Raw genomic sequence first — 20,120 nt, 5'->3', positions numbered from 1 at the left:
GGTTTTTCTCAATGCAGGATCTGGTCGAGGAAGTGACGGGTACGTTCATTCACTGTGCCGCCGAAGAAATCGGCGCTGCTGGCGTTCTCGATGATTTCACCGCTTTCCATGAACACGATGCGGTCGGCGGCGCGCCGGGCAAATCCCATTTCGTGGGTGACCACCAGGCTGGTCATGCCCTCGCTGGACAGCTCGGCCATGACATCGACCACTTCGCGGATCATCTCCGGGTCCAGCGCCGAGGTCGGCTCATCGTAGAGCATGACCTTGGGCTTCATCGCCAGGGCGCGGGCAATGGCGACGCGCTGTTGCTGGCCACCGGAGATCTCGTCGGGGAAGGCATCGGCCTTTTCCGGGATGCGCACCTTGCCGAGCAGTTCCAGGGCGATGTCATGGGCATCGACGCGGCTCATGCCGAGCACGTTCATGGGCGCGAGCATGATGTTCTCCACCACTGACAGGTGTGCGAACAACTCGAAGTTCTGGAACACCATGCCAATGTCACGGCGCAGCAGGTGTACGGTCTTGCGGTCGAAATCGATGCGCCGGCCTTCGAAGAAAATATCGCCGCCATCGGCCGGCTCGAGCTGATTGACGCAGCGCAGCAGAGTGGATTTTCCCGAGCCCGAGGGGCCGATGATCACCACGGTCTCGCCGCTGTGCACATTCAGCGAGCAGTTCTTGAGTACCTGGAAAGGGCCGTAATGCTTATCCACGCCGATGATTTCCACCAGCGGTCGGGTTGAGTCGTTGTGTTGCATGAGCGTGCTCTCCTAGCGAACCGTCGTGCCGCGGGAAGTGCCCAGCATGCGTTCGGTGAACGAGGCGGGGCGGCCCTTGCGGCGATGCCTGGGGTCGAGTTTGCGTTCGATCAGCGCTTGCACGCCCATGAACAGGGTGGTCAGCACCAGGTAGTAGATACCCGCAGCGCTGAGCGCTTCGAAGTAGCGAAAGTTGGCGCTGGCGGTCTGATTGGCCACCAGCATCAGCTCTTCCACGGCCACCACCGACACCAGCGCGCTGAGCTTGAGCATGCCGACCATCTGGTTGCCGATAGGTGGCAGGATTATCCGCGCAGCCTGCGGGATGACGATGTGACGCATCACCGCGAAGGGTTTCATGCCCAGTGCCAGGCCTGCGGTGCGCTGGCCTTTTTTCACGGCTTGCAGGCCGGAGCGGATGATCTCGGCCATGTAAGCGCCTTCATTGAGTGACAGCGCCAGCACGGCGCTCACCATCGCCGACAGGCGAATGCCAAAGGTCGGCAGCACGTTGTAGATGAAGATGATCTGGAACAGCACCGGGGTGCCGCGAAACAGCCACAGGTAGACCAGCGTCGCGCCGTTGCCCAAGCGTGTGCGGCTTTCCTGCAGCAGTGCGATTACCAGGCCGACGGCGACACCGAAAACCAGCGAGTAGACGGTGATCAGCAGGGTGATCAGGGCACCGTGAAAAAATGCCGGAGAGATCAGGTATTGCAGTACGAGTTCGAATGACATGGTAGCCCCTCGGCAAAATCAGCCACGCGTCGGAGGAACCCGAGCGCGATGGCTTGAACAGGCGTGACGGCTTCAATCGAACAGCGCGACGGTCGCTGGGAATTTCCATTTGGCGATAATCTGACGATAGGTGCCGTCGGCCACGATTTCCTTCAATGCTGCTTCCAGGGCGGTGCGCATGACGCTGTTACCCTTGTCCACGGCGAAGCCGATCTGGGTGCTGGATTCGAATTCCGGGCCGACGGTCTTGTACACGTTCGGCACGTCGCGCAGCAGTTGCACGACACCAGGGGTGGATTCGAATATCGCATCGGCGCGACCCTGGCGCAGGCTCAGTGCCGATGCCTGGGCGGTAGGCAGGGTCTGCACCTTGACTGCGGCCAGGCCGGCGGCCTTGCAGCGCTCGTCGTCCTGGCGGGCGTAGGTTTCTTCGATGCCGCCCAGGGTGACGGCGATGGTCTTGCCGCACAGGCTGTTGTCGCGGCCGGTGATGTTGCTCGGGCTGTTCAGGTCGACCACCACCTGATTGCCGATTTTCAGGTAGGGGACGAAATCGACTTGGGCGGCACGTTTTTCGTTGATGTACATCGCTGAGTTGATCATGTCCAGACGTTTGCCCTGCAAGGCGGGTATCAAGCCCTGGAAGTCCATGTTCATGGCGACCGGCTTGAGCTTGAGCTTGGCGCCGATGGCCTCGATCAGGTCGATGTCAAAGCCGCTGAGCTTGCCGTCGGCCTGGAACTCGAACGGCGCGAATGTCGCGGCGGTGCCGTAGGTCAGTTGTCCCGGGGTGACTAGGGCAGTCGATTCGATTGACGCGGCGTTGGCCTTGCAGGCAATGAGCAGCGGCAAGGCCACCAGGGCGAACAGCGAGCTGAGGCGAAATGTAGCGGTCATATGAGTCTCCAAGGTGATAGGTTAATTGCATAAGTTGAATCAATAAGTACAAAAAATGCTTAGCCTGAACAAGCCCCATCTCGGGGCTCATGCCCCTGAGTGGGGCGATTTAGTTCGGGGCTGAATCATTCAGCAGGAGTTGCGAGCGTCAAAGCGACGCCATAAGGAGTGTAGCAATTACCATTCCATGTATTTTATGGTTTGAATTGAGCAATTATTTCTGTGTCGCACCGTGCCGGGCGGCCTCGAGGAAGGCCGTCAACAAAGGATGGGGTTGGCTTGTCCGCGAGCTTTGTTCCGGGTGGCCCTGCATGCCCATATAGAATGGATGCGGCGGGTAGGCGATGGCATCGACGATCTGCCCGCTTTCATCGGTGGCCGTGATGCGCATGCCATGCTCGACGAGGACCTTCGCCAGTTCCGGGTTGAGCTGGTAGCGGTGGTTGCAGCGCACTTGAGCGTGCTCGCCGAGCAACGTGGCGAAGCGCTCATCGGCGATCGACAGGCGCTGCGTGCCCAGTCGATACACCGGCATGCCCGGGGTGTCGGCCATTGGTACGAAGCTCTTGAACGGTGCGCCGGGCTCGGCTTCTTCCAGGTTCGCTTCACGGCTTGCCGGCAGGGTCCGGGCCAGGGCGGTGACCATGGTCTGCATACCCAGGCACAACCCGACGCAAGGTGTGCCGCTGTCCAGGGCATGGCGTGCGGCGAGCAGTTGCCCCGGCACATTGGCCATGTCCGAACCGCCTGGCAGGAGGATTCCGCTGGCCTGTTCGAGTACGTTCATGTCCAGTTGCCGGGGGTCGACAAAATCGACGCTCACCGACAGTCCCAAGGCATCGATGGCGTCGCCCAGTGCGGCGAGCGTGGCGGGGTAGACGTGAAGCTGATCGGTGTAGGCGCCCACCAGGGCGATGCGCAGGGGCCTGCCGGCTTCTGGCGAGGTGGGGGCCGGGGTCGATACCAGGCGCCCGAAGCGGTCGCGGTACCACAGGCCATAGGGCGCCGGGGTGCTGTCCGGTTCCACCAAGTGCCAGCACTGCGCGCCCGATTCGACGCTCAGGTCATGTACCTGGATACCTTGCGCAATGGCCAGGGTCCGTAAATGGGAAAGGTCGTTTTCGGCTTGCACGCCGGGGTGCCAGGGCACGATGATGGGGCGTGCCCGGGCCGCCTCGACAATCGCCTGCGGGCTGCTGGCGCGGGAAGCCTGGCGGCCGGTGAAACGCTCGTACCAGAGGAGCCCGCTGGGGATCAGTGCGCCGGAAGCGGCTACCCACTGCACCGCATCCGCGCCAAGTGCCGGGGCGAAGTCGCTCGGCAAATGCAGCAGCTCGCCATCCTGCCGGTGCGCCACGGCAGCGGCCATGGCGCCGAACAGGGCGGGTTCGTTGGTGGTGTGGGTGACGATGGTCAAAGGCATATGCCGCTCCGTCAAAGGGTTGATCGCCGAGGCCTACGGGCCGTTACTTCGAATAAGCCAAGTGAAACAGTGCGTGCATGGTCGATCTCCCGCGACGATGGATAAGCCCTAGAGTGTTGCTTTCAGTTCAATAGCGATAGCATGTAATTTTATCTTCGTTCGAAAGAGATTCTTATGGATAGCCGCTACCTCAAGAGCCTCATCACGGTGATCGATTGTGGCTCCATCGCCGATGCGGCGCGAAGCGAGGGGCTTACCGCAGCGGCAGTCAGCCAGCGGATTCAGGCCCTGGAGCGCCAGCTCGGATTTGCGTTGTTGTCGCGTGCCGGTCATTCGGCCAGGCCCACTGAAGCGTGTCTGGCGCTGTTGCCGCGGGCACGGCGGATCGTACGGGAAGTGAGCTTGCTGGCCGGTGATGCCGACTTGGACGGCCTGACCGGTACGCTGCGAATCGGCGCGATCTCGACCATGCTCACGGGGCTCCTGCCCAGAGCCTTGCTCGAATTGACCCGGCTAGCCCCCGGCATCAAACCATCGATCCTGCCCGGTACTTCGCGTTCGCTGTACCACGCGCTGCAAGCCGACGAGCTGGACGCCGCGATCCTGGTCGCGCCGCCGTTCGAGTTACCCAAGATGTTACGTAGCGTGTCGCTGCATAGCGAAAGCCTGGTGCTATTGTCGCGGCATCGGCCAACCGGCAGTATCGCCGAGGCGCTGCAGACGCAGCCGTATATCAGCTACGACCCGAGTTCATGGGGCGGGCGCCATGCCGAGCGCTACTTGAGCGATATAGGCCTGGCGCCGAGGTCACTGTTCGACCTGGACGGGCTCGAGGCCATTGCCATGCTGGTGGCCGACGACGTCGGGGTTAGCCTGGTGCCATTGTGGTCCGGACTGGAGCGCCTGACCGACAATTTCACGGTGACGCCGGTCGGGGAGGGGTATGACCGCGAGATCGTGCTGGTCACGCGAGTACAGACCGAGCGCCCGAAGATGATCGCCGCGCTGTTGCGAGCGCTGACTCCCACGCATTGACCCCGGCCACAGCGCCTTCGGTACCTCCTGCGTCCGGCTGGAGGCCTCTGGGTCAACCGCGCAGACGCTGAATAGCTGCTGCGCCGCACCAAACACCGCCTCAGGAACTCAGTGCAGAGTACCCACAGCCTGCTGCAGCAAAACACCGAGTTGGAGCAAGCGGTTACCGCGGTGACGGAAATGACCGTGGCGGTTGAGGAGGTGACGCGTAACGCAGTTTCAACCTCCGAAGCGGTCAGTGCCTCCATTCGCCTGGCACACTCTTGCCGCGAACAGGTGCGCAAGGTGTTCGATGAAATCGGTGCCATGAGCAGCGATGTACAAAATACTGGCTCTGAGATCCAACTCCTCGCCGGCCAAGCCGATGATATTGGCAAAGTGCTCGATGTGATCTGCTCGTTTTCCGAACAAACTAACCTGCTTGACTTAATGCGGCCATTGAAGCAGCGCGTGCCGGAGAGGCAGGTCGTGGCTTTGCAGTGGTTGCCGATGAGGTGCGAACAATGGCCCATCGTACTCGACAGTCGACGCTGGAAATTGAGCGGATGATTGCCAGTATCCAGAGCAGCACCGGCATCGCGGTCGATTCGATTCAACTCAATAGCGAACGGGCATTGAGCACCCTTGAGGGGGGGCGGTCGGGTCATGCGCATAACCAATCCATGACATTGGGCGCACAGTAGATAAGTTAATTAACCGCTCAGTCAACTAGTTAGCCCAGCGAAGCCAGGGCATGATGTCCAGCATCGTCCTAAGCGTTGGGATCAGAAAAGTGTGTTGCCCGGATGGTTACCGACGACCGCAGCGTCCGGGGTGTTGGTCAGCAGCGAATGGGCCATCATCTGATCCCCGCACGCTAACGGTCGAGATAACCCCGTCCTTGAGTCCAATGCTGTTCACTTAAGCGGGCAGCATTGCGATCCACCGGGTAGCGGGTTTTTGACATTTTCACCGCCCTGGGCTTCGCTGGCCAGTGTCGCGCGGACTGCTGGTTTATGTGCCTTCCTTGGGCGCAGTCACCGCGGGGTTCCCTGTAGCGCAAGCACTGCAGTGAACGCGGGGGTGCTGCGCGTGACGAAGCCTTGGGTTTCGCGAGTGATGAAGAAGGCAGCGATCTGGTGGTCGACGGCGTAGCGATAGCCTTTGTCCGGCCCCAGGACCTCCAGCATGGTGGAGAGGCCATCGGCGTGCAGTGCCGAAGGCGCAACCACAGTGACCGAGGCCAGGTTGTGGGTAATCGGGGCGCCGGTATGCGGATCGAAGGTATGCGAGTAGCGTTTGCCATGTTCTTCAAAGTAGTTACGGTAGTCGCCTGAAGTGGACATGCTGAGGTTATCCAGCGCAATGACCAATTGTGCTATCTGTGCGTTGTTATGGGGAGCTTCGATGGCGATCCGCCACGCGCTGCCATCGGGCTTGTGGCCGCTGGCCTTAAGCTCTCCGGTGAACTCGACCAGGTAGCTGCTGATGCCCAGGCTTTCGACCAGTTGGGCAGCCCGCTCCACGGTATCGCCGGCGGCGATAGAATCGAAATCCAGTTTGATGTCGACGTCCTTGCACAGCTGCGTGCCGTCGATTCTCAAATGACCGAAGCCGACGTCGTAGCGAGCCTGAGCGATGTCTTTGGCGCTCGGCACTCGTTCACCCTTGCCATGCGGGCCGAAGCCCCAGAGGTCCATCAACGGCTCGACGGTAAGGTCGAAAGAGCCATCGCTTTCTTTTGATAGTTGGTCGCCATATCGAACCAGGTCGAGCATGGGTTGAGGTAGCTGCATGCAGCTTTGTGCGGGGAGGTCGTTGAAACGCGAAACCAGTGAATCAGCCCGATAGGTCGACATCTGTTCATCGACCTCTGTCAGAAGTGCCTCGACCTTGGCCTGCACCTGTTCTGGATCGGGCCCGCCATGGCTGCGCACATACTTCACTGAGTAAGTGCTGCCCATGGTCGGGCCACCGAAGCTTTCTACTTTGTCACCACAACCTGCCAGGAGCAGGGCCATGACCACGACGACTACTCCGGGCTTGAGTTGGCGCATGTCGCCTCCAAATGTCACAGCTCCGGTGTTTTAGATGGATAACCGGCCTTGACCAAGAGCGCCGCGAGGCTGCCGTCGGCTTGCATGGCGAGCACGATATCGCTGCCACCCACCAACTCGCCATTGACGAACAGCTGAGGGTAGGTGGGCCAGTTCGAGATTGTTGGCAATTTTTCACGAATATGCGGGGCGGCCAGTACGTTTGTGTAGGAGAACGGGCAGCCCATTTCTTTCAGTGCGATGATTGCCGCACGGGAAAAGCCGCACTCTGGGTTATCGGGCGTTCCTTTCATGTAAAGGATCACCGGGTTCTCGGCGAGTTGCTGGCGGATGCGGGCTTCGGTGTCGAGTACTTGCATGGTCATGTGCTCCTGATCAGGCCGAAATGATTGCCAGGTTTGCTCTTTTCTAACTGGCCAAAGGCGAGGTGAACAGTGGTCGCGATTTCCAGGCTTCGTAACCACCGTCCAGGCTATAGCAGGCGGTGAAGCCGAAGTCGGCAAACAGGCTTGACATTTTTTGGCTGGCTTTGCCCTGGTAGCAACTGATAATCAGTTGCATGTCGCGGGGCAGATTTTTCAGCAGGCCGCGCAGAGTCGGGTCGCTGAGGTGCAGGGCGCGTGGATCATGGCCTTGGCAATAGGCTTGCACATCGCGCATGTCCAGCAGCATGACGTTATTTTCCCCGGCAAGCAGGGCTTGGGCTTGTTCTACGGTGATGCGCTTGGTGCTCATAGCTCTTCTCCAAAACAGTCCTGAAAGGTTGGGCAGATATCGCAACTGGGCGAGCGGCAGACATAACCGCCTTCCTGTTCGCACAATTGTTTGTAAAAAAACTTCTTCCAGCGCATGTCCAATACGTTGCGCATCGCCAGCAGCGGGAAGTTGTGCGCCAGCAGCTCGCGCAGATCCAGGCGTGAAGCGAGCCCCAGGTCGCGCCACAGGTGGCTGCCTCCCATGCAGCCCGCCGCGACGATGCTGGCCATCCACAGTTCATCGACCCCGCGTCCGCGACGGCCAGCGAGCAGCAAGCCCCGCAAGTCCTGCCATTCGTCGTTGCGCATCATCAGCAGCTCTTCGCGTAACTCGGCGCATTCGTGAGCCAATAGCCCCAAGCCCTTGCTGGTCGCACCGGCCTGCTCGGGAAAGTGCTCGCCAATCAATTGGACATATTCATGCTCGGCCAGACCCAAGTGAAACGGGAGGCAGCTTTGCCCGATGCGTTGTGCCTGGATGATGCGCGCCAGCCAGACATGGTTGGCCCGCCGCTGGCTTGGCAATGGAGCCGCCTGGGGGGGCTCCATCCGAAACGCCTGAGCGCCGTTCACGATGCATCTGCCATGGGCTGGCAACCCTGATGCGAATGTTGACCGCGGCTACAGCTGTCGATAGCCGTGGGCAGCGTGGACAGATTGCCGTTGCAGGGCAGCAAGGCATTGAGCGCGACCAGATCGAAGCCGACCATGAACTGTTCGCCGAAGCGGATCAGTGGGCGACGGATCAACAGCGGTCGTTCCAGCATCAGTGCCAATGCTTGCTCGGCGGTCTGCTGGAGCGGACCAAGCTCGCCATATTTGATCGCCGGTGCCGACGAATTGAACCACTCGACAACCGGCCGAGTGCCGAAAAACGGCAGCAGGCTTTCCCGTGTCCAGGGTTCGTCCAGCAGGTTGCGTACTTCCAGTTCCAGGCCCTTGGAACGCAGCAACTCCTTCTGCAGCCTGTTGGTGGCGCAGCCGGGTTTTTCGTAGAAGACGATACAAGACATAGTCGTTTCCTCAACGAGCCTGAATTTCACGCATGGCCTGCGCCAGACGCTCCGGTGGAATTCCCGTCAGGGAACCCGGTGGGTTGGCCGGGCTGCCGTCGGCGAGCAGAATGGCACCCTCTACCGGACAGATGCTTGCGCACTGCTGCTCGCTAAAGTCGCCATCGCACTCGGTACACTTCTGCGCGCTGATCGTGAATTGGGTGGTGCCCGACGAAATCGCCTCGCTCGGGCAAACATCCAGACAGGCCCAGCAGTTGACACAGGACTCGACAATTTTCAGTGCCATCTTGCACCTCCCTAAACGTTGATCCATAGACCTGGGTCAGGCATTGGCTCGCAGTTGTGGTGTTTGAGTCTCCAGCCGACCGCTCATTTCCTGGTAAACCGCCATAACGGCTTCCTCGATGGGCTCCATCGCGTGTTCGCCGTTAGGTTGAATACCTGCCGCTTCCAGATCGCTCCAGGGCTCGAAACCGATCTTTGAGCAGAGCACCGCTTCGCAACCCTTGAGCGCGCGGATGCTGCCGGACAGCGCGGATTCTTTCTCACCGCAACTGTCGTCGCCCACGCAGTACTGGTCGACCTTGCGGTGGCCGATGAAACGCACCCCGGCGGGCGAAGCCTCATACACCAGGAACTCAGTGGCATGGCCGTAATGCTGGTTGATCAGACCCCCACCACTGGTGGCCACGGCCATCAGCACGGGGCGGTGATGCCTGGCGGTTTCGCCGGTGGTGGTGGCGTTGACCGACATGTTCGCCAGACGCGCTTTTTTCGTGGCTTTCTCGTCCAGCTCTTCTTTGATTGCCGCGTGGATCACTGCGCGTTTGACCATGGCGGCTTCGTAATCGATTTCCATCTCGTCGATCTTGTCGAGGGTGAACTCCTCACCGCGATCCTCGCCCAGCAGGCCGACCGCATCGGCGCGGCACTGACGGCAATGGCGCATCATGTTCATGTCGCCGGCGCAGGCGTCCTGAAGGTCTTGAAGTTCTTCGGGCTCAGGGCTGCGCTGACCCATTACACCGTAGAAGGTGCCGTGTTCAGCCTCGGCGATCAGCGGCATGACGTTGTGCAAGAAGGCACCTTTGGCCTTGACCACGCGGCTGACTTCTTTGAGGTGTTCGTCGTTGACGCCGGGGATCAGCACCGAGTTGACCTTGACCAGAATGCCGCGTGCCACCAGCATCTCCAGACCTTTCTGCTGGCGTTCGATGAGGATCTTCGCCGCCTTCTTGCCGCGTATGCGCTTGTTGTTCCAGAAGATCCACGGATAGATCTTGGCGCCGATTTCCGGGTCTACGCAGTTGATGGTGATGGTCACATGGTCGATGTTGTACTTGGCCAGTTCATCCACTGCATCCGGCAGCGCCAGCCCGTTGGTGGATACACACAGTTTGATGTCCGGCGCTTGCTCGCTGAGCATGCGGAAGGTCTCGAAAGTACGCTCCAGATTAGCCAGCGGATCGCCGGGGCCGGCGATGCCCAGCACGGTCATCTGTGGGATGGTCGCTGCCACTGCCTTGACCTTTTTCACCGCCTGGATCGGGTCGAGCACTTCCGATACTACGCCTGGGCGTGATTCGTTGGCGCAGTCGTACTTGCGGTTGCAGTAATGGCACTGGATGTTGCAGGCCGGTGCCACCGCCACATGCATACGGGCGAAGTAGTGGTGAGCTTCTTCGGAGTAGCAAGGATGGTTTTGTACCCTCTCACGGATGTCATCCGGAAGATGGTTGAGCTGATCGTCGGTGCTGCCGCAAGAGCCGGAGGAGCATCCCCCCGCACTGTGCTGCGCCGATTCGTCTTGCCCGAGTATGCTCAGTTCCATGGTCGATCCCCATTGCAGAGAGAGTCTGTGGAGTAATACTGAGCAAAGCGCGTGCCTATTTATTAACTATTTGATTTAAAAGGTTTTTTACTTATGTTGGCCGCAGATTTTGTTTGGCAGCTAACAAAGCGCACGGCCCATTTAGAGGAACTGTAAGACAAATGACAAACAGCGCTTTCAGGTTTTCGCAGCGTCAACGGCGGATTTGCCGGTGAGTCGGTACACCTTGTATTCAGCGCGGGTCGGGGCGGCTTGCGGTGCCTGCGGGTCGTTCTCGAACAGGCTTTCGACATGGGCCAGATTGATCTCGAAATCAGCCCGATACAGCGCGGCCAGTTCCTGATCCACGCCCATGGTTTGTTGCAGGGTGTCGCTTGCTTGGGCGTCTTCGATGGTCAGCAGAAACACGTTGGCGCTGGCCGGTACGATCCGCCGCAAGTGCGCGACATAGCGCTGGCGCAGCTCCATCGGCAGCGCCGTGAGGGCCGCACGGTCGTATACCGTGTCGATGTCCCCGAGGTCGGCTGACGTCAGGGCGAAGTAGTCGCCGCACAGAATGCTGATTCGCCCATGTTGCCAGCGGGTGAATTGGCCTTCTTGGGTACGTGTGGGGTGCAGCCTGTTTTCCCGAAAGAATGCCCGCGTCGCCAACGGGCTCAACTCGACGCCGATCACCTCGTGGCCCTGCTCGGCGAGCCAGAGCATGTCCAGGCTTTTGCCGCACAAAGGCACAAAGACCAGACAGCCGGGCTCAAGCCCCAAGGCAGGCCAGAAGCGCGACAGTAAGGGGTTGACGGCGATTTGATGAAAGTCAGTTGTGCGCTTGCGCCACAGTTCCAGCCACAGGTTGTTGTCGCGGCCGGTCATAAACAGCCAATGGCCACGCGGCCGCAAGCAGGCGTGGGCAGCTGGGCGGGGGCCAGGGCCTTCATATCTTGCGCATGTGGATGTTCAACGTCTGGATGCGGTACGCGATCTGCCGTGGTGTCATGCCCAGCAGGCGCGCAGCCTTGGCCTGAACCCAGCCGGCTTGCTCCAGCGCGGCGATGACTTTTTCACGGTCGTCCAGGTTGTCATCGGCCAGGTTCACCTCCGGCAGTGGTGTCAGCGGCAGGGAGTCGTTATCCAGGCCGGTCAGCGATACCACATCGCGAGTGATGCTGCCGTTCTCGCTCATGATCGAGGAGCGCTCCAGACAGTTCTCCAGCTCACGTACATTGCCCGGCCAGCGATGGCTGACCAGCAGGCGGATTGCGCTGTCGGTCAGGGTCAGTTTGCGGCCTTGCTGGCGGCCAATTTTTTCGGCGAGAAACTCAGCCAGCTCGGGGATGTCGGCGGTACGTTCACGCAGCGGTGGCACGCGGATAGCCATGACGTTCAGGCGATAGTAGAGGTCTTCGCGAAACCGGCCCTTTTCCACCTCGCTTTCCAGGTCGCGGTTGGTGGCTGCAACGATTCGCACATTGACCTTGACCGTCTGGGTGCCGCCGACCCGCTCCAGTTCTCCTTCCTGCAATACGCGCAGCAGCTTGGCCTGGAACATCGGTGAGATTTCACCAATTTCGTCGAGGAACAGCGTGCCGCCATCGGCCTGTTCAAAGCGCCCCTTGCGTTGTTTTACCGCGCCGGTGAACGAGCCTTTCTCGTGGCCGAACAGCTCCGACTCCAGCAGTGTTTCCGGCAGCGCGGCGCAGTTCAGGCGGATCAGTGGGCGATGCGCGCGCGGCGAGTTGTAATGGATGGCACTGGCGATCAGCTCCTTGCCGGTGCCCGATTCACCGAGGATCAGCACCGTGCTGTCCCATTTTGCGACCCGGCGCACTTGATCGAATACCCGGCGCATGGTCGTGGTGTGGCCGACCACCATGTTCTCGAAACCGTATTTGGCCCGAACCTCGCGGCGCAGCTCATCGCGCTCATTCTTGACTTCGTGGCCGTTCTCGATGTTCACCACCAGGCGCACGGTTTGCGACAGCAGGTTGGCGACGGTTTCCACAAAGCGCGTGCGCTCGGCCATCAAGTCGTCGGCGCGGCTGTCGGGCTGCGCGGCGAGCACGCCGATGATATTGCCCTCATGGGACTTGATCGGCACGGCAATAAAAGGCATTTCCAGGTCATACAGGGCCAGACGGTCAAGGAAGCGCGGGTCCGAGGATATGCGCCCCAACACCACGCTGTTGCCATGTTTGAAGATATTGCCGATGACGCCTTCGCCAACCCGGTAGCGCACGTTCTCGCAAGCGCGTATTACATCCTGCGAATCGCTGTGGATGGCACCGACCAGCACCGAGCCGTTGGCCGGGTCGGAAATCAAAATCAGCCCGTGCAACAGGCCGAGGTCGTTGTGCATAACGGCGAGAATCTTGGCCAGGACTTCCTCGATCTGCTGTTCTCGGGAAATGATCCGGGCAATCCCTGACAGAGCCTGTAATTGTCCGTCGTACAGCTCGATTCGGGTCGGCATGACAGGGCGTTGGGCTAACGACGAACTCATAGGGTGTCCTCCGCTGATCAGCTGGCTGCCGAGAAAGGCAGTTCGACTATCACCCGGCAGCCGTCGTGATACTGGCTGTCGATATGCACGACCCCTGCGTGTTCGGTCACGATTTCCTGGACCACCGCCAGCCCCATGCCGCGCCCGGCCTTATGCGGTGGCTTGGTGCTGAAGAATGGCTGGAAGACTTTGAACATCAGTTCCGGCGGGATGCCAGGTCCGCTGTCGTTGATCTCCATACGCACCACCTGCTGGTTCTCCACGCGGGTACTGATGAACAGCTCGCGGCGCACGATCTGATTCTGGCTCATGGCGTCGATGGCGTTTTCGATCAACTGCTTGATCATGCTGCGCAGCCGGCTTTCGGCGCCCAGCACCCAAGGCAGGCGCATCGCGGGCTGCCAGTCGATAATGATGCCCTGGCCGAGCAGGCTGTCGGTGCACAGGGTGATGACTTCGCGAATCAACTGGTTGATGTTCACTGGCAGCTTGGCTTCGGCCATGCGCACGGGGATCGAGCCACTGAGGCTTTCCAGTGCTTCCATGCCGGCCGCGCTCGCATCGAGCATGGCCTTGAGCACGGCATCGTTCTCGGCCTTGTCGCCCAGGCGGCGTTCGAGCATGTGCGCGGCGGCGCTGATCAGGTTGACCGGCCCTTGCAGACGATGGATCGCGCCATTGAACGTCTCGCGCATACCGTTGAGCAATTCTTCCTCGGCCATCAGCGCCTTCAGGGCATTGAGTTGCGAGTCCTGCTGCTTCTGCCGAAGCTCGGAAATGTCGTTAAGGGTCAGCAACAGGTAGCGATCCTCGCCGGGGGCGAAGAATACGTCGGCGCGTTCGTCCTCGATATGAATCGCCATACCATGGCAGGACAGCCAGCGTGGTGAGTAGCCGCCGAGGTCGAAGGATATCTCCTTGCCGCCGAACGCTTTGTCTTGTTGTTCCAGGTCATTGAACGGGCCGGGCAGGTTATCGCGCAGCAACGTCACCAGGCTTTCCGCCGAACCGTCGGAGGTCAACTCGCGTGACAGTCGGCAGAAGCTGGGGTTAGACAGCAGCACTTGATGCTCGCGATCGACTACAGCCATCGCCGCAGGCGCCGCATTGACCACCGCATCGATCATTAGGCGCTGATTGCTGACGCGTTGCTCCAGTTCATGCAGGTCGCTGGTGTCGCGATGCATGCCGATGTAGTAGATGGTTTCACCCTGCTCGTCGAGCACTGGCGCCACGGTCAGTTCAGCGAGGTACTGGCTGTCGTCTTTGCGTCGGTTGACGAGCACGCCTGACCACGGCTTTTTTTGCGCCAGTCGACTCCACAGCGCCAGGTAGACCAGTCGCGGGGTCGTACCGCTGGACAGCGCCGATTCATTCTTGCCCAGCACTTCGGCGCGCGAGTAGCCGGTGGTGCTGCTGAATGCGCGATTGGCATAAAGGATATTGGCGCGCAGGTCAGTGATCGAGATGGCGACAGGGGCGTGCTCCACCACCTGTTGGAATACCTCCGGCAACAGTTCGGAATCAATCGTGGTAGCGCTCGGCGTTTCACTGCCTGGGATTTGCTTGGCCTGGGTCATGCGCTTTGCCTCGTCTAATGAGGGACACCCGCGAACTTGAAATGCAGCAGAACCACTTGATGGTTCTACATAGATAGGGCCGCTTGGACTACAAGTTGCAAACCCTATGCCGCTGCACAAAAAACCCGACAGCCTGCGGGTTTACTGCATAACAACGCCATACAGAAGCCGGTTTGCCTGCGTAGCGGTGTTTTCTTGTACGTAAGCTCACAGAGGCTGGGCTGTGGCTGGCCTTCTCTGTCGTAAAACCTACACGTACCCCCGGACGCGTGTAGGGGTGGGCTGGGTTTTCTGGGTTTGAATTGATCTGGGTCATGTTTTTTCGGCTCCTGGGGCCTTCAAGGGCAGCTAGGAGGTATCTGGCATAGTTGATGCAAAAACGCCCTCAGCACTCGACGTCCATGGCGGGCACGGGGATCGGATTCAAAAGGTGGGCGTCTATGGATTACATGCTGTTTTTGCTAGGCACCGTGTTGGTTAATAACGTGGTGCTGGTTCGCTTCCTCGGCCTGTGCCCGTTCATGGGTGTGTCCGGCAAGCTGGAGCCGTCCCTGGGAATGGGCGTGGCGACAACCATCGTGATCACGCTGGGGGGGATTTCCAGTTGGTTGATCGAACACATGGTGTTGCAGCCGCTGGGTATCGGCTTCCTGCGCATCCTGGCTTACATCGTGATCATCGCGGCCTTGGTCCAGTTGATCGAAATAGCGCTGCGCAAGACCAGCCCCAAGCTCTACCGATCGCTGGGCATTTACCTGCCGCTGATCACCACTAACTGCGCCGTACTCGGGGTGCCACTGATCAGCGTGCGTGAAGGCCATACGCTGGTTCAGGCGGGGCTGTTCGCCTTCGGTTCGTCGGTCGGCTTTTCTCTGGTCATGATCATCTTCGCCGGGCTGCGCGAGCGGCTGAATGTGGCCACCGTGCCGGTGTCCTTCAGCGGTCCGCCGATTGCCTTTGTCACCGGTGGCATGTTGGCGCTGATCTTTATGGGTTTTGGCGGCCTGGTCTGATAACTATTCCCGGCCATTGCCGCGCATGGAGATGGATATGTTGATAGCGACAGCGGTCTTGGCGTTGATAGGTGTATTGCTGGGCAGCGGTTTGGGTGTAGCTGCACGAATTTTCGCAGTGAGCGATGAAGACCCGCTGCTCAAGGAAGTCCTGGAAATGATGCCTGGCAGCCAGTGTGGGCAATGCGGTTTTCCCGGTTGCACCGCCGCGGCTAACGCGATGGTAGAGGGTCGCGCCAGCGTCACCAGTTGCCCTCCCGGCGGCATGGCCCTGGCGCAAAAACTCTCGGAGCTGCTCGGTGTGGGGTTGGACCCCGGAACAATGAGCGTGCCGTTATTGGCGCACATAGATGCCGCACAGTGTACCGGCTGCACCCGCTGCTACCGGGCCTGCCCGACCGACGCCATCGTTGGCGCCAACGGGCAGGTCCACAACGTGTTGCAGAGTATCTGCACCGGTTGTGGCAAGTGCAAAACGGCCTGCCCGGAAGATTGCGTTTCTCTTAATCCGCAGGGCCTGTCCCTGGATAACTGGCAGTGGGCAAAACCTCAGATCGCCTGAGCCGATTCACGGAGCTTCCCCATGTTCAATTTCGCCCGTATACGCGGTGGTATCCACCCTTCGCCGAACAAGGAACGGTCAACGTTGCTGCCCATCGGCGAAGTGCCGCTGCCGCAGCATCTGTACCTGCCGCTGCGGCAACATGCCGGTGCCGAATGCCTGCCGTTGGTCCAGGTCGGTGATCTGGTGCTCAAGGGTCAGTTGCTTGCCAGTTCGCCGTCCGAGCTGTCGGCACCGGTGCATGCACCCAGCTCTGGGCGCATTGTCGAGATCGGCCCGATTAACGCACCGCACCCCTCGGGCCTGGTCACCAACGGCATCGTCATTGAGTGTGACGGCGAAGACCGCTGGGTGAAGCTGGATGTGCCAGCCGACCCGTTCGACGAAGACCCCACGGTACTCGCTGACCGCGTGGCGGCGGCCGGTATCGTCGGCCTCGGCGGCGCTATTTTCCCGGCAGCGGTCAAGCTCAAGCAGGGCGCGAAACACGAAATCAAGACGGTGCTGATCAACGGCAGCGAGTGCGAGCCATACCTCACCACCGACGACATGCTGATGCGCGAACGGGCCGATGCCATCGTTGAAGGTGCTCGGCTGGTCCAACACATCCTGCGCGCCTACAACATTGTTATCGCCATCGAGGACAACAAGCCCGAGGCGTTGGCAGCGATGCGCGAGGCCAGCAAGACGCATGGGGCCATTGAGGTGGTCGCGATTCCGGCGCTCTATCCGATGGGTTCGGCCAAGCAGTTGATTCAGGAAATTACCGGGCGCGAAGTGCCCGCAGAAGGGCGCAGCACCTCGGTCGGGGTGTTGGTGCATAACGTCGGCACGGTCTACGCCATCCAGCAGGCGCTACGTTTCGGTCGGCCGTTGATATCCCGTGTCGTTACGGTGGCCGGCGGTTGTGTGGCCACCCCCCGCAATCTGGAAATCAGGATCGGCACCCCGGTGCAAACGCTTCTGGATGCGTGCGGCGGGCTCACCCATGAGCCGCAACGCCTGTTGCTCGGCGGGCCGATGATGGGCGCGCTGTTGCCGTCCAGTCAGGTGCCGGTGATCAAAGGCGCCACCGGCGTGCTGGCGCTGGATCGCCATGAAGTGCCGCACGACGAGGCCGAACCCTGCATCCGATGCGCGCGCTGCGTGGACGCCTGTCCGATGGGCCTGATGCCGCTGGAAATGGCGGCCCACACCCGCGTCGATGACTTCGAACGGGCCAACGACTTTGGCCTGCGTGATTGCATCCTTTGTGGTTGCTGCTCTTATGTCTGCCCGTCGCACATCCCGCTTGTGCAGTATTTCCAATACGCCATGGGCAAACATGACGAGCAGCGCAATGCCACGCGCAAGAACGACTACATCAAGCAGGCGACCGATGCTCGTGCGCAGCGTCTGGCCGAGGAAGCTGCGCTCAAGGCAGCCAAGAAGAACCGCGCCAAGCCGGTGACGGCCAATGAGGAGGTGCAACCATGAGCATCGCATCCAGTCCGTTCGCCCATGATCGCTCGTCGGTCCGCCGCATCATGGTGCATGTCTGCCTGGCCTTATTGCCAGCGACCTTCTTTGGCTGCTACCTGTTCGGCTGGCCCGCGATCAACCTCTGGGTGGTCACCACAGCCAGTGCGGTGCTCTGCGAGTCGATGTGCCTGCGCTTCCTCAAGCAGCCGCAACGGCGCCTGCTGGACAGCTCGGCACTGGTCACCGGGTGGCTGCTGGCGTTGACACTGCCGCCGTGGGCACCTTGGTGGATCGGCGTAGGTGGCAGCTTTTTCGCCGTTGGCCTGGGCAAGCAGGTCTACGGTGGCATCGGCCAGAACCCGTTCAACCCGGCGATGGCGGCGCGAGTCGCGTTGCTGATTTCCTTCCCGCTGCAAATGACCCACTGGGCGCTGCCGCACTCGTTGTGGGCGATTGGCTCGCCGGATTTCTTCGAAGGGCTGCGCATTACGTTTGCTGGTGCGCCGCAAGCGGATGCTGTCTCCGGCGCCACTGCGCTGGGTAACCTCAAGACCCAGTTGACGTTGCACCGCAGCGCCGCCGACATTCTGGCCGGTGACTTCTCGCTGCTACCGGCGCTTCTGGGGTATAGCGGTGGCAGCCTGGGCGAAACCTCCGAAGTGCTGCTGCTGGTCGGTGGCTTGTGGTTGCTGGCGTTGCGCATCATCCACTGGGAAATCCCCGTGACCATGCTGTTAAGCGTGGCGCTGCTCGCGGCGCTGGCTCACCAGCTCGAACCATTGCGCTACCCCGGCGCGCTGTTTCACCTGAGTTCGGGCGGGCTGATGATGGGCGCGCTGTTCATCGCCACCGATCCGGTCACCTCGCCGGTCGGCCGCACGGGTCGCTTGATCTTCGGCGTCGGTAGCGGCGTGCTGATCTATGTCATCCGCACCTGGGGCAGTTTTCCCGAGGCGGTGGCCTTCGCCGTACTGTTCATGAACGCCCTCACGCCGCTGATCGATCGCTACTGTCGGCCGCGGGTCTACGGTCGAAACGTGCGTGGCAAGCCGTTGGTGGCGGCCAGTTGGACCCGGCAAACCAAAGAGGTGGACAAGGTATGAGCAGTGAAAGAATCGAGTCGGACAGCCTGCCGCCGCCGACACCGCTCTCGCTGTTCGAACGCTGGCGCGCCAAGCTGGCCTACCAGAGCGTATCGCTCGGCGTGGTCTGTGCATTGGTGGCCTTTGCGCTGCTGCTGAGCGACTTTTACACCCGTGACGGCATCCTTCGCCAACAACAGAATGACCAACTCGCGGTGCTGCGTCAGGTACTGCCCGCCAAGCTGTATGACAACAACCCGCTGGGTGATGCCTTCCACGTCACCGATAGCGTATTGGGTGATGTGGAGGTTTATCCGGCGCGGCTGGCCGGTCAACTCACGGCCATCGCCTTTCGCGTGCGCACCATCGGCTATGGCGGGCCGATCGTGCAACTGATCGCCGTGGACAGCTCCGGCAAAATCCTTGGGGTGCGTGTGCTCACCCACAAGGAAACCCCCGGTCTGGCGGACAAAATCGACATTGCCAAGAGTGATTGGATCACCCGTTTCAACGGCTTGTCTTTGACCAATATCCCGATCAAGGCCTGGGCCGTGAAGAAGGATGGCGGCCAGTTCGACCAGTTCAGCGGCGCCACCATTACCCCGCGTGCGGTGGTCAAGGGCATCCTCCAGGCGTTGCAGTTCCAGGCGCGCCACGTCGAAAGTCTTGAGCTGAAACAGGAGTCACAACCATGAGTAGCCAATGTTCCCCCACTGTTGCGAGCAGCAGCGCTGTTGAGCACGTCCCGACCTGGCGTTTCTTCACGGGCGCGCTCTGGGATTACAACGTAACGCTGGTGCAGATCCTTGCGCTGTGTCCGGTACTGGCGGTCACGTCGACCGCGACCAACGGGCTGGGCATGGGGCTGGCGACGACCGCCGTGTTGATCTGCACCAACGCGATTATCTCGCTGATGCGCCATACCATTTCCCCGGAAGTCCGTAACCCGCTGATGATCGGCATCATCGCGGGCGTGGTGACGATCATCGACATGGCCATGAACGCCTGGGTGCATGAACTGTACAAGGTGCTCGGGCTGTTCATCGCGCTGATCGTCACCAATTGCGCCGTGCTGGGCCGGGCTGAGTCATTCTGCCTCAAGCATCCGCTGATCCCGTCGATCCTCGATGGTGCCGGTATTGGTCTGGGGTTTACCTGGTTCCTGACGCTGGTCGGCGGCATCCGCGAAATCATCGGCAGTGGCACGCTGTTCTCCCAGGCTTCGTTGCTGCTCGGGCCGCATTTCCACTGGATGGAAATCACGGTGATACCGAATTATTCAGGCGTGCTGCTGGCCGTATTGCCACCGGGGGCGTTCATCGTCCTGGGCTTTCTGTTGGCGGGCAAACGCATCCTCGACCGCCGCCGTTCCGAGCGGCGTATCAAGACCCACGGCGAGTTGGTGGTTTTGCAATGAACCGCTGCGCAGTGAGCCC

At 60.6% G+C, this 20,120-nt stretch carries 21 protein-coding genes and 1 pseudogene; 8 read left to right on the top strand and 14 right to left on the bottom strand.

What is annotated here, in order from left to right; all coding sequences use genetic code 11:
• Nucleotides 1–8: 8 nt before the first annotated feature.
• The 4 genes from ACYZUD_RS08980 to ACYZUD_RS08965 all read right to left on the bottom strand — a co-directional run bounded on the left by ACYZUD_RS08980 (nucleotide 9) and on the right by ACYZUD_RS08965 (nucleotide 3,819).
• Entirely contained in the window at nucleotides 9–761 is a 753-nt protein-coding gene (locus tag ACYZUD_RS08980; protein WP_462023648.1) for an amino acid ABC transporter ATP-binding protein, read from the bottom strand.
• A gap of 12 nt (nucleotides 762–773) precedes the next feature.
• Nucleotides 774–1,499 carry an amino acid ABC transporter permease gene (locus ACYZUD_RS08975; RefSeq protein ID WP_462023646.1) on the bottom strand — a complete coding sequence of 242 codons (726 nt, stop codon included), beginning with the start codon at nucleotides 1,497–1,499 and terminating at the stop codon, nucleotides 774–776.
• Nucleotides 1,500–1,571: 72 nt separating this feature from the next.
• Entirely contained in the window at nucleotides 1,572–2,396 is an 825-nt protein-coding gene (locus tag ACYZUD_RS08970; RefSeq protein WP_462023645.1) for an ABC transporter substrate-binding protein, read from the bottom strand.
• Between the two features lie 214 nt (nucleotides 2,397–2,610).
• Complete coding sequence (locus tag ACYZUD_RS08965; protein ID WP_462023644.1) at nucleotides 2,611–3,819, bottom strand: glutamine amidotransferase-related protein; 1,209 nt, start codon at nucleotides 3,817–3,819, stop codon at nucleotides 2,611–2,613.
• A 174-nt stretch (nucleotides 3,820–3,993) separates the two neighbouring features.
• Here ACYZUD_RS08965 and ACYZUD_RS08960 point away from each other — a divergent pair, with 174 nt between their 5' ends.
• Nucleotides 3,994–4,854, top strand: a complete 861-nt coding sequence (locus ACYZUD_RS08960; protein ID WP_462023643.1) for a LysR substrate-binding domain-containing protein — start codon at nucleotides 3,994–3,996, stop codon at nucleotides 4,852–4,854.
• 129 nt (nucleotides 4,855–4,983) lie between these two features.
• Nucleotides 4,984–5,480 (top strand): annotated as a pseudogene (locus tag ACYZUD_RS08955) (methyl-accepting chemotaxis protein); the annotation flags it as partial.
• 390 nt (nucleotides 5,481–5,870) lie between these two features.
• Here ACYZUD_RS08955 and ACYZUD_RS08950 read toward each other — a convergent pair.
• The 10 genes from ACYZUD_RS08950 to nifL form a co-directional block, all read right to left on the bottom strand.
• Entirely contained in the window at nucleotides 5,871–6,890 is a 1,020-nt protein-coding gene (locus ACYZUD_RS08950; protein ID WP_462023641.1) for an FAD:protein FMN transferase, read from the bottom strand.
• Between the two features lie 14 nt (nucleotides 6,891–6,904).
• A complete protein-coding gene (grxD, locus tag ACYZUD_RS08945; RefSeq protein WP_462023640.1) occupies nucleotides 6,905–7,249 on the bottom strand; it encodes a Grx4 family monothiol glutaredoxin in 345 nt (114 codons plus the stop codon).
• A gap of 49 nt (nucleotides 7,250–7,298) precedes the next feature.
• Nucleotides 7,299–7,625 (bottom strand): thiosulfate sulfurtransferase GlpE, encoded by a 327-nt coding sequence (locus ACYZUD_RS08940; RefSeq protein ID WP_462023639.1) that lies wholly within the window; start codon nucleotides 7,623–7,625, stop codon nucleotides 7,299–7,301.
• Complete coding sequence (locus ACYZUD_RS08935; RefSeq protein ID WP_462023638.1) at nucleotides 7,622–8,194, bottom strand: nitrogen fixation protein NifQ; 573 nt, start codon at nucleotides 8,192–8,194, stop codon at nucleotides 7,622–7,624. Before ACYZUD_RS08935 ends, ACYZUD_RS08940 begins: the two co-directional genes overlap by 4 nt.
• Before the next feature lie 20 nt (nucleotides 8,195–8,214).
• Nucleotides 8,215–8,658: an ArsC/Spx/MgsR family protein gene (locus ACYZUD_RS08930; RefSeq protein ID WP_462023637.1), complete on the bottom strand. Its 444-nt coding sequence runs from the start codon at nucleotides 8,656–8,658 to the stop codon at nucleotides 8,215–8,217.
• A 10-nt stretch (nucleotides 8,659–8,668) separates the two neighbouring features.
• Nucleotides 8,669–8,947 carry a 4Fe-4S binding protein gene (locus ACYZUD_RS08925; RefSeq protein ID WP_065835964.1) on the bottom strand — a complete coding sequence of 93 codons (279 nt, stop codon included), beginning with the start codon at nucleotides 8,945–8,947 and terminating at the stop codon, nucleotides 8,669–8,671.
• A 36-nt stretch (nucleotides 8,948–8,983) separates the two neighbouring features.
• Nucleotides 8,984–10,492 carry a nitrogenase cofactor biosynthesis protein NifB gene (gene nifB, locus ACYZUD_RS08920; protein WP_462023635.1) on the bottom strand — a complete coding sequence of 503 codons (1,509 nt, stop codon included), beginning with the start codon at nucleotides 10,490–10,492 and terminating at the stop codon, nucleotides 8,984–8,986.
• A 177-nt stretch (nucleotides 10,493–10,669) separates the two neighbouring features.
• The gene (locus ACYZUD_RS08915) at nucleotides 10,670–11,359 is read right to left on the bottom strand and encodes a thiopurine S-methyltransferase (RefSeq protein ID WP_462023634.1); all 690 of its coding nucleotides are present in this window, start codon (nucleotides 11,357–11,359) and stop codon (nucleotides 10,670–10,672) included.
• Nucleotides 11,360–11,420: 61 nt separating this feature from the next.
• Nucleotides 11,421–12,986 (bottom strand): nif-specific transcriptional activator NifA, encoded by a 1,566-nt coding sequence (nifA, locus tag ACYZUD_RS08910; protein WP_462023633.1) that lies wholly within the window; start codon nucleotides 12,984–12,986, stop codon nucleotides 11,421–11,423.
• Nucleotides 12,987–13,003: 17 nt separating this feature from the next.
• The gene (gene nifL, locus ACYZUD_RS08905; RefSeq protein ID WP_462023632.1) at nucleotides 13,004–14,566 is read right to left on the bottom strand and encodes a nitrogen fixation negative regulator NifL; all 1,563 of its coding nucleotides are present in this window, start codon (nucleotides 14,564–14,566) and stop codon (nucleotides 13,004–13,006) included.
• A 440-nt stretch (nucleotides 14,567–15,006) separates the two neighbouring features.
• Between nifL and rsxA the strand changes: the two genes are divergently transcribed.
• From rsxA to ACYZUD_RS08875, 6 genes are read left to right on the top strand one after another with little or no spacing between them, the layout of a single operon-like run.
• Nucleotides 15,007–15,579, top strand: coding sequence for an electron transport complex subunit RsxA (rsxA, locus tag ACYZUD_RS08900; protein WP_462023630.1), 573 nt, complete (start codon nucleotides 15,007–15,009; stop codon nucleotides 15,577–15,579).
• A 37-nt stretch (nucleotides 15,580–15,616) separates the two neighbouring features.
• Nucleotides 15,617–16,141 carry an RnfABCDGE type electron transport complex subunit B gene (locus ACYZUD_RS08895; protein ID WP_462023628.1) on the top strand — a complete coding sequence of 175 codons (525 nt, stop codon included), beginning with the start codon at nucleotides 15,617–15,619 and terminating at the stop codon, nucleotides 16,139–16,141.
• A gap of 21 nt (nucleotides 16,142–16,162) precedes the next feature.
• Nucleotides 16,163–17,617, top strand: coding sequence for an electron transport complex subunit RsxC (rsxC, locus tag ACYZUD_RS08890; RefSeq protein ID WP_462023627.1), 1,455 nt, complete (start codon nucleotides 16,163–16,165; stop codon nucleotides 17,615–17,617).
• On the top strand, nucleotides 17,614–18,705 hold the full coding sequence (locus tag ACYZUD_RS08885; RefSeq protein WP_462023626.1) for an RnfABCDGE type electron transport complex subunit D: 1,092 nt from the start codon (nucleotides 17,614–17,616) through the stop codon (nucleotides 18,703–18,705). Before rsxC ends, ACYZUD_RS08885 begins: the two co-directional genes overlap by 4 nt.
• On the top strand, nucleotides 18,702–19,379 hold the full coding sequence (locus ACYZUD_RS08880) for an RnfABCDGE type electron transport complex subunit G (RefSeq protein WP_462023625.1): 678 nt from the start codon (nucleotides 18,702–18,704) through the stop codon (nucleotides 19,377–19,379). The genes ACYZUD_RS08885 and ACYZUD_RS08880 overlap by 4 nt, the downstream gene beginning before the upstream one ends.
• On the top strand, nucleotides 19,376–20,101 hold the full coding sequence (locus tag ACYZUD_RS08875) for an electron transport complex subunit E (RefSeq protein ID WP_462023624.1): 726 nt from the start codon (nucleotides 19,376–19,378) through the stop codon (nucleotides 20,099–20,101). Before ACYZUD_RS08880 ends, ACYZUD_RS08875 begins: the two co-directional genes overlap by 4 nt.
• Nucleotides 20,102–20,120: the final 19 nt, after the last annotated feature.

The organism is Pseudomonas sp. XS1P51 (genome assembly GCF_054897845.1).
The sequence above is the reverse complement of the archived record's forward strand: the minus strand, read 5'-3'. Positions and strand labels throughout refer to the sequence as shown.

Coding starts and splice junctions, on each gene's coding strand:
- rsxA (WP_462023630.1), top strand. CDS start 15,007: ATGGATTACATGCTGTTTTTGCTAGGCACCGTGTTGGTTAATAACGTG.
- ACYZUD_RS08880 (WP_462023625.1), top strand. CDS start 18,702: ATGAGCAGTGAAAGAATCGAGTCGGACAGCCTGCCGCCGCCGACACCG.
- nifB (WP_462023635.1), bottom strand. CDS start 10,492: ATGGAACTGAGCATACTCGGGCAAGACGAATCGGCGCAGCACAGTGCG.
- ACYZUD_RS08975 (WP_462023646.1), bottom strand. CDS start 1,499: ATGTCATTCGAACTCGTACTGCAATACCTGATCTCTCCGGCATTTTTT.
- ACYZUD_RS08875 (WP_462023624.1), top strand. CDS start 19,376: ATGAGTAGCCAATGTTCCCCCACTGTTGCGAGCAGCAGCGCTGTTGAG.
- ACYZUD_RS08915 (WP_462023634.1), bottom strand. CDS start 11,359: ATGACCGGCCGCGACAACAACCTGTGGCTGGAACTGTGGCGCAAGCGC.
- ACYZUD_RS08970 (WP_462023645.1), bottom strand. CDS start 2,396: ATGACCGCTACATTTCGCCTCAGCTCGCTGTTCGCCCTGGTGGCCTTG.
- ACYZUD_RS08965 (WP_462023644.1), bottom strand. CDS start 3,819: ATGCCTTTGACCATCGTCACCCACACCACCAACGAACCCGCCCTGTTC.
- ACYZUD_RS08895 (WP_462023628.1), top strand. CDS start 15,617: ATGTTGATAGCGACAGCGGTCTTGGCGTTGATAGGTGTATTGCTGGGC.
- nifL (WP_462023632.1), bottom strand. CDS start 14,566: ATGACCCAGGCCAAGCAAATCCCAGGCAGTGAAACGCCGAGCGCTACC.
- ACYZUD_RS08960 (WP_462023643.1), top strand. CDS start 3,994: ATGGATAGCCGCTACCTCAAGAGCCTCATCACGGTGATCGATTGTGGC.
- nifA (WP_462023633.1), bottom strand. CDS start 12,986: ATGAGTTCGTCGTTAGCCCAACGCCCTGTCATGCCGACCCGAATCGAG.
- ACYZUD_RS08935 (WP_462023638.1), bottom strand. CDS start 8,194: ATGGAGCCCCCCCAGGCGGCTCCATTGCCAAGCCAGCGGCGGGCCAAC.
- ACYZUD_RS08885 (WP_462023626.1), top strand. CDS start 17,614: ATGAGCATCGCATCCAGTCCGTTCGCCCATGATCGCTCGTCGGTCCGC.
- ACYZUD_RS08930 (WP_462023637.1), bottom strand. CDS start 8,658: ATGTCTTGTATCGTCTTCTACGAAAAACCCGGCTGCGCCACCAACAGG.
- rsxC (WP_462023627.1), top strand. CDS start 16,163: ATGTTCAATTTCGCCCGTATACGCGGTGGTATCCACCCTTCGCCGAAC.
- ACYZUD_RS08925 (WP_065835964.1), bottom strand. CDS start 8,947: ATGGCACTGAAAATTGTCGAGTCCTGTGTCAACTGCTGGGCCTGTCTG.
- ACYZUD_RS08980 (WP_462023648.1), bottom strand. CDS start 761: ATGCAACACAACGACTCAACCCGACCGCTGGTGGAAATCATCGGCGTG.
- ACYZUD_RS08950 (WP_462023641.1), bottom strand. CDS start 6,890: ATGCGCCAACTCAAGCCCGGAGTAGTCGTCGTGGTCATGGCCCTGCTC.
- grxD (WP_462023640.1), bottom strand. CDS start 7,249: ATGCAAGTACTCGACACCGAAGCCCGCATCCGCCAGCAACTCGCCGAG.
- ACYZUD_RS08940 (WP_462023639.1), bottom strand. CDS start 7,625: ATGAGCACCAAGCGCATCACCGTAGAACAAGCCCAAGCCCTGCTTGCC.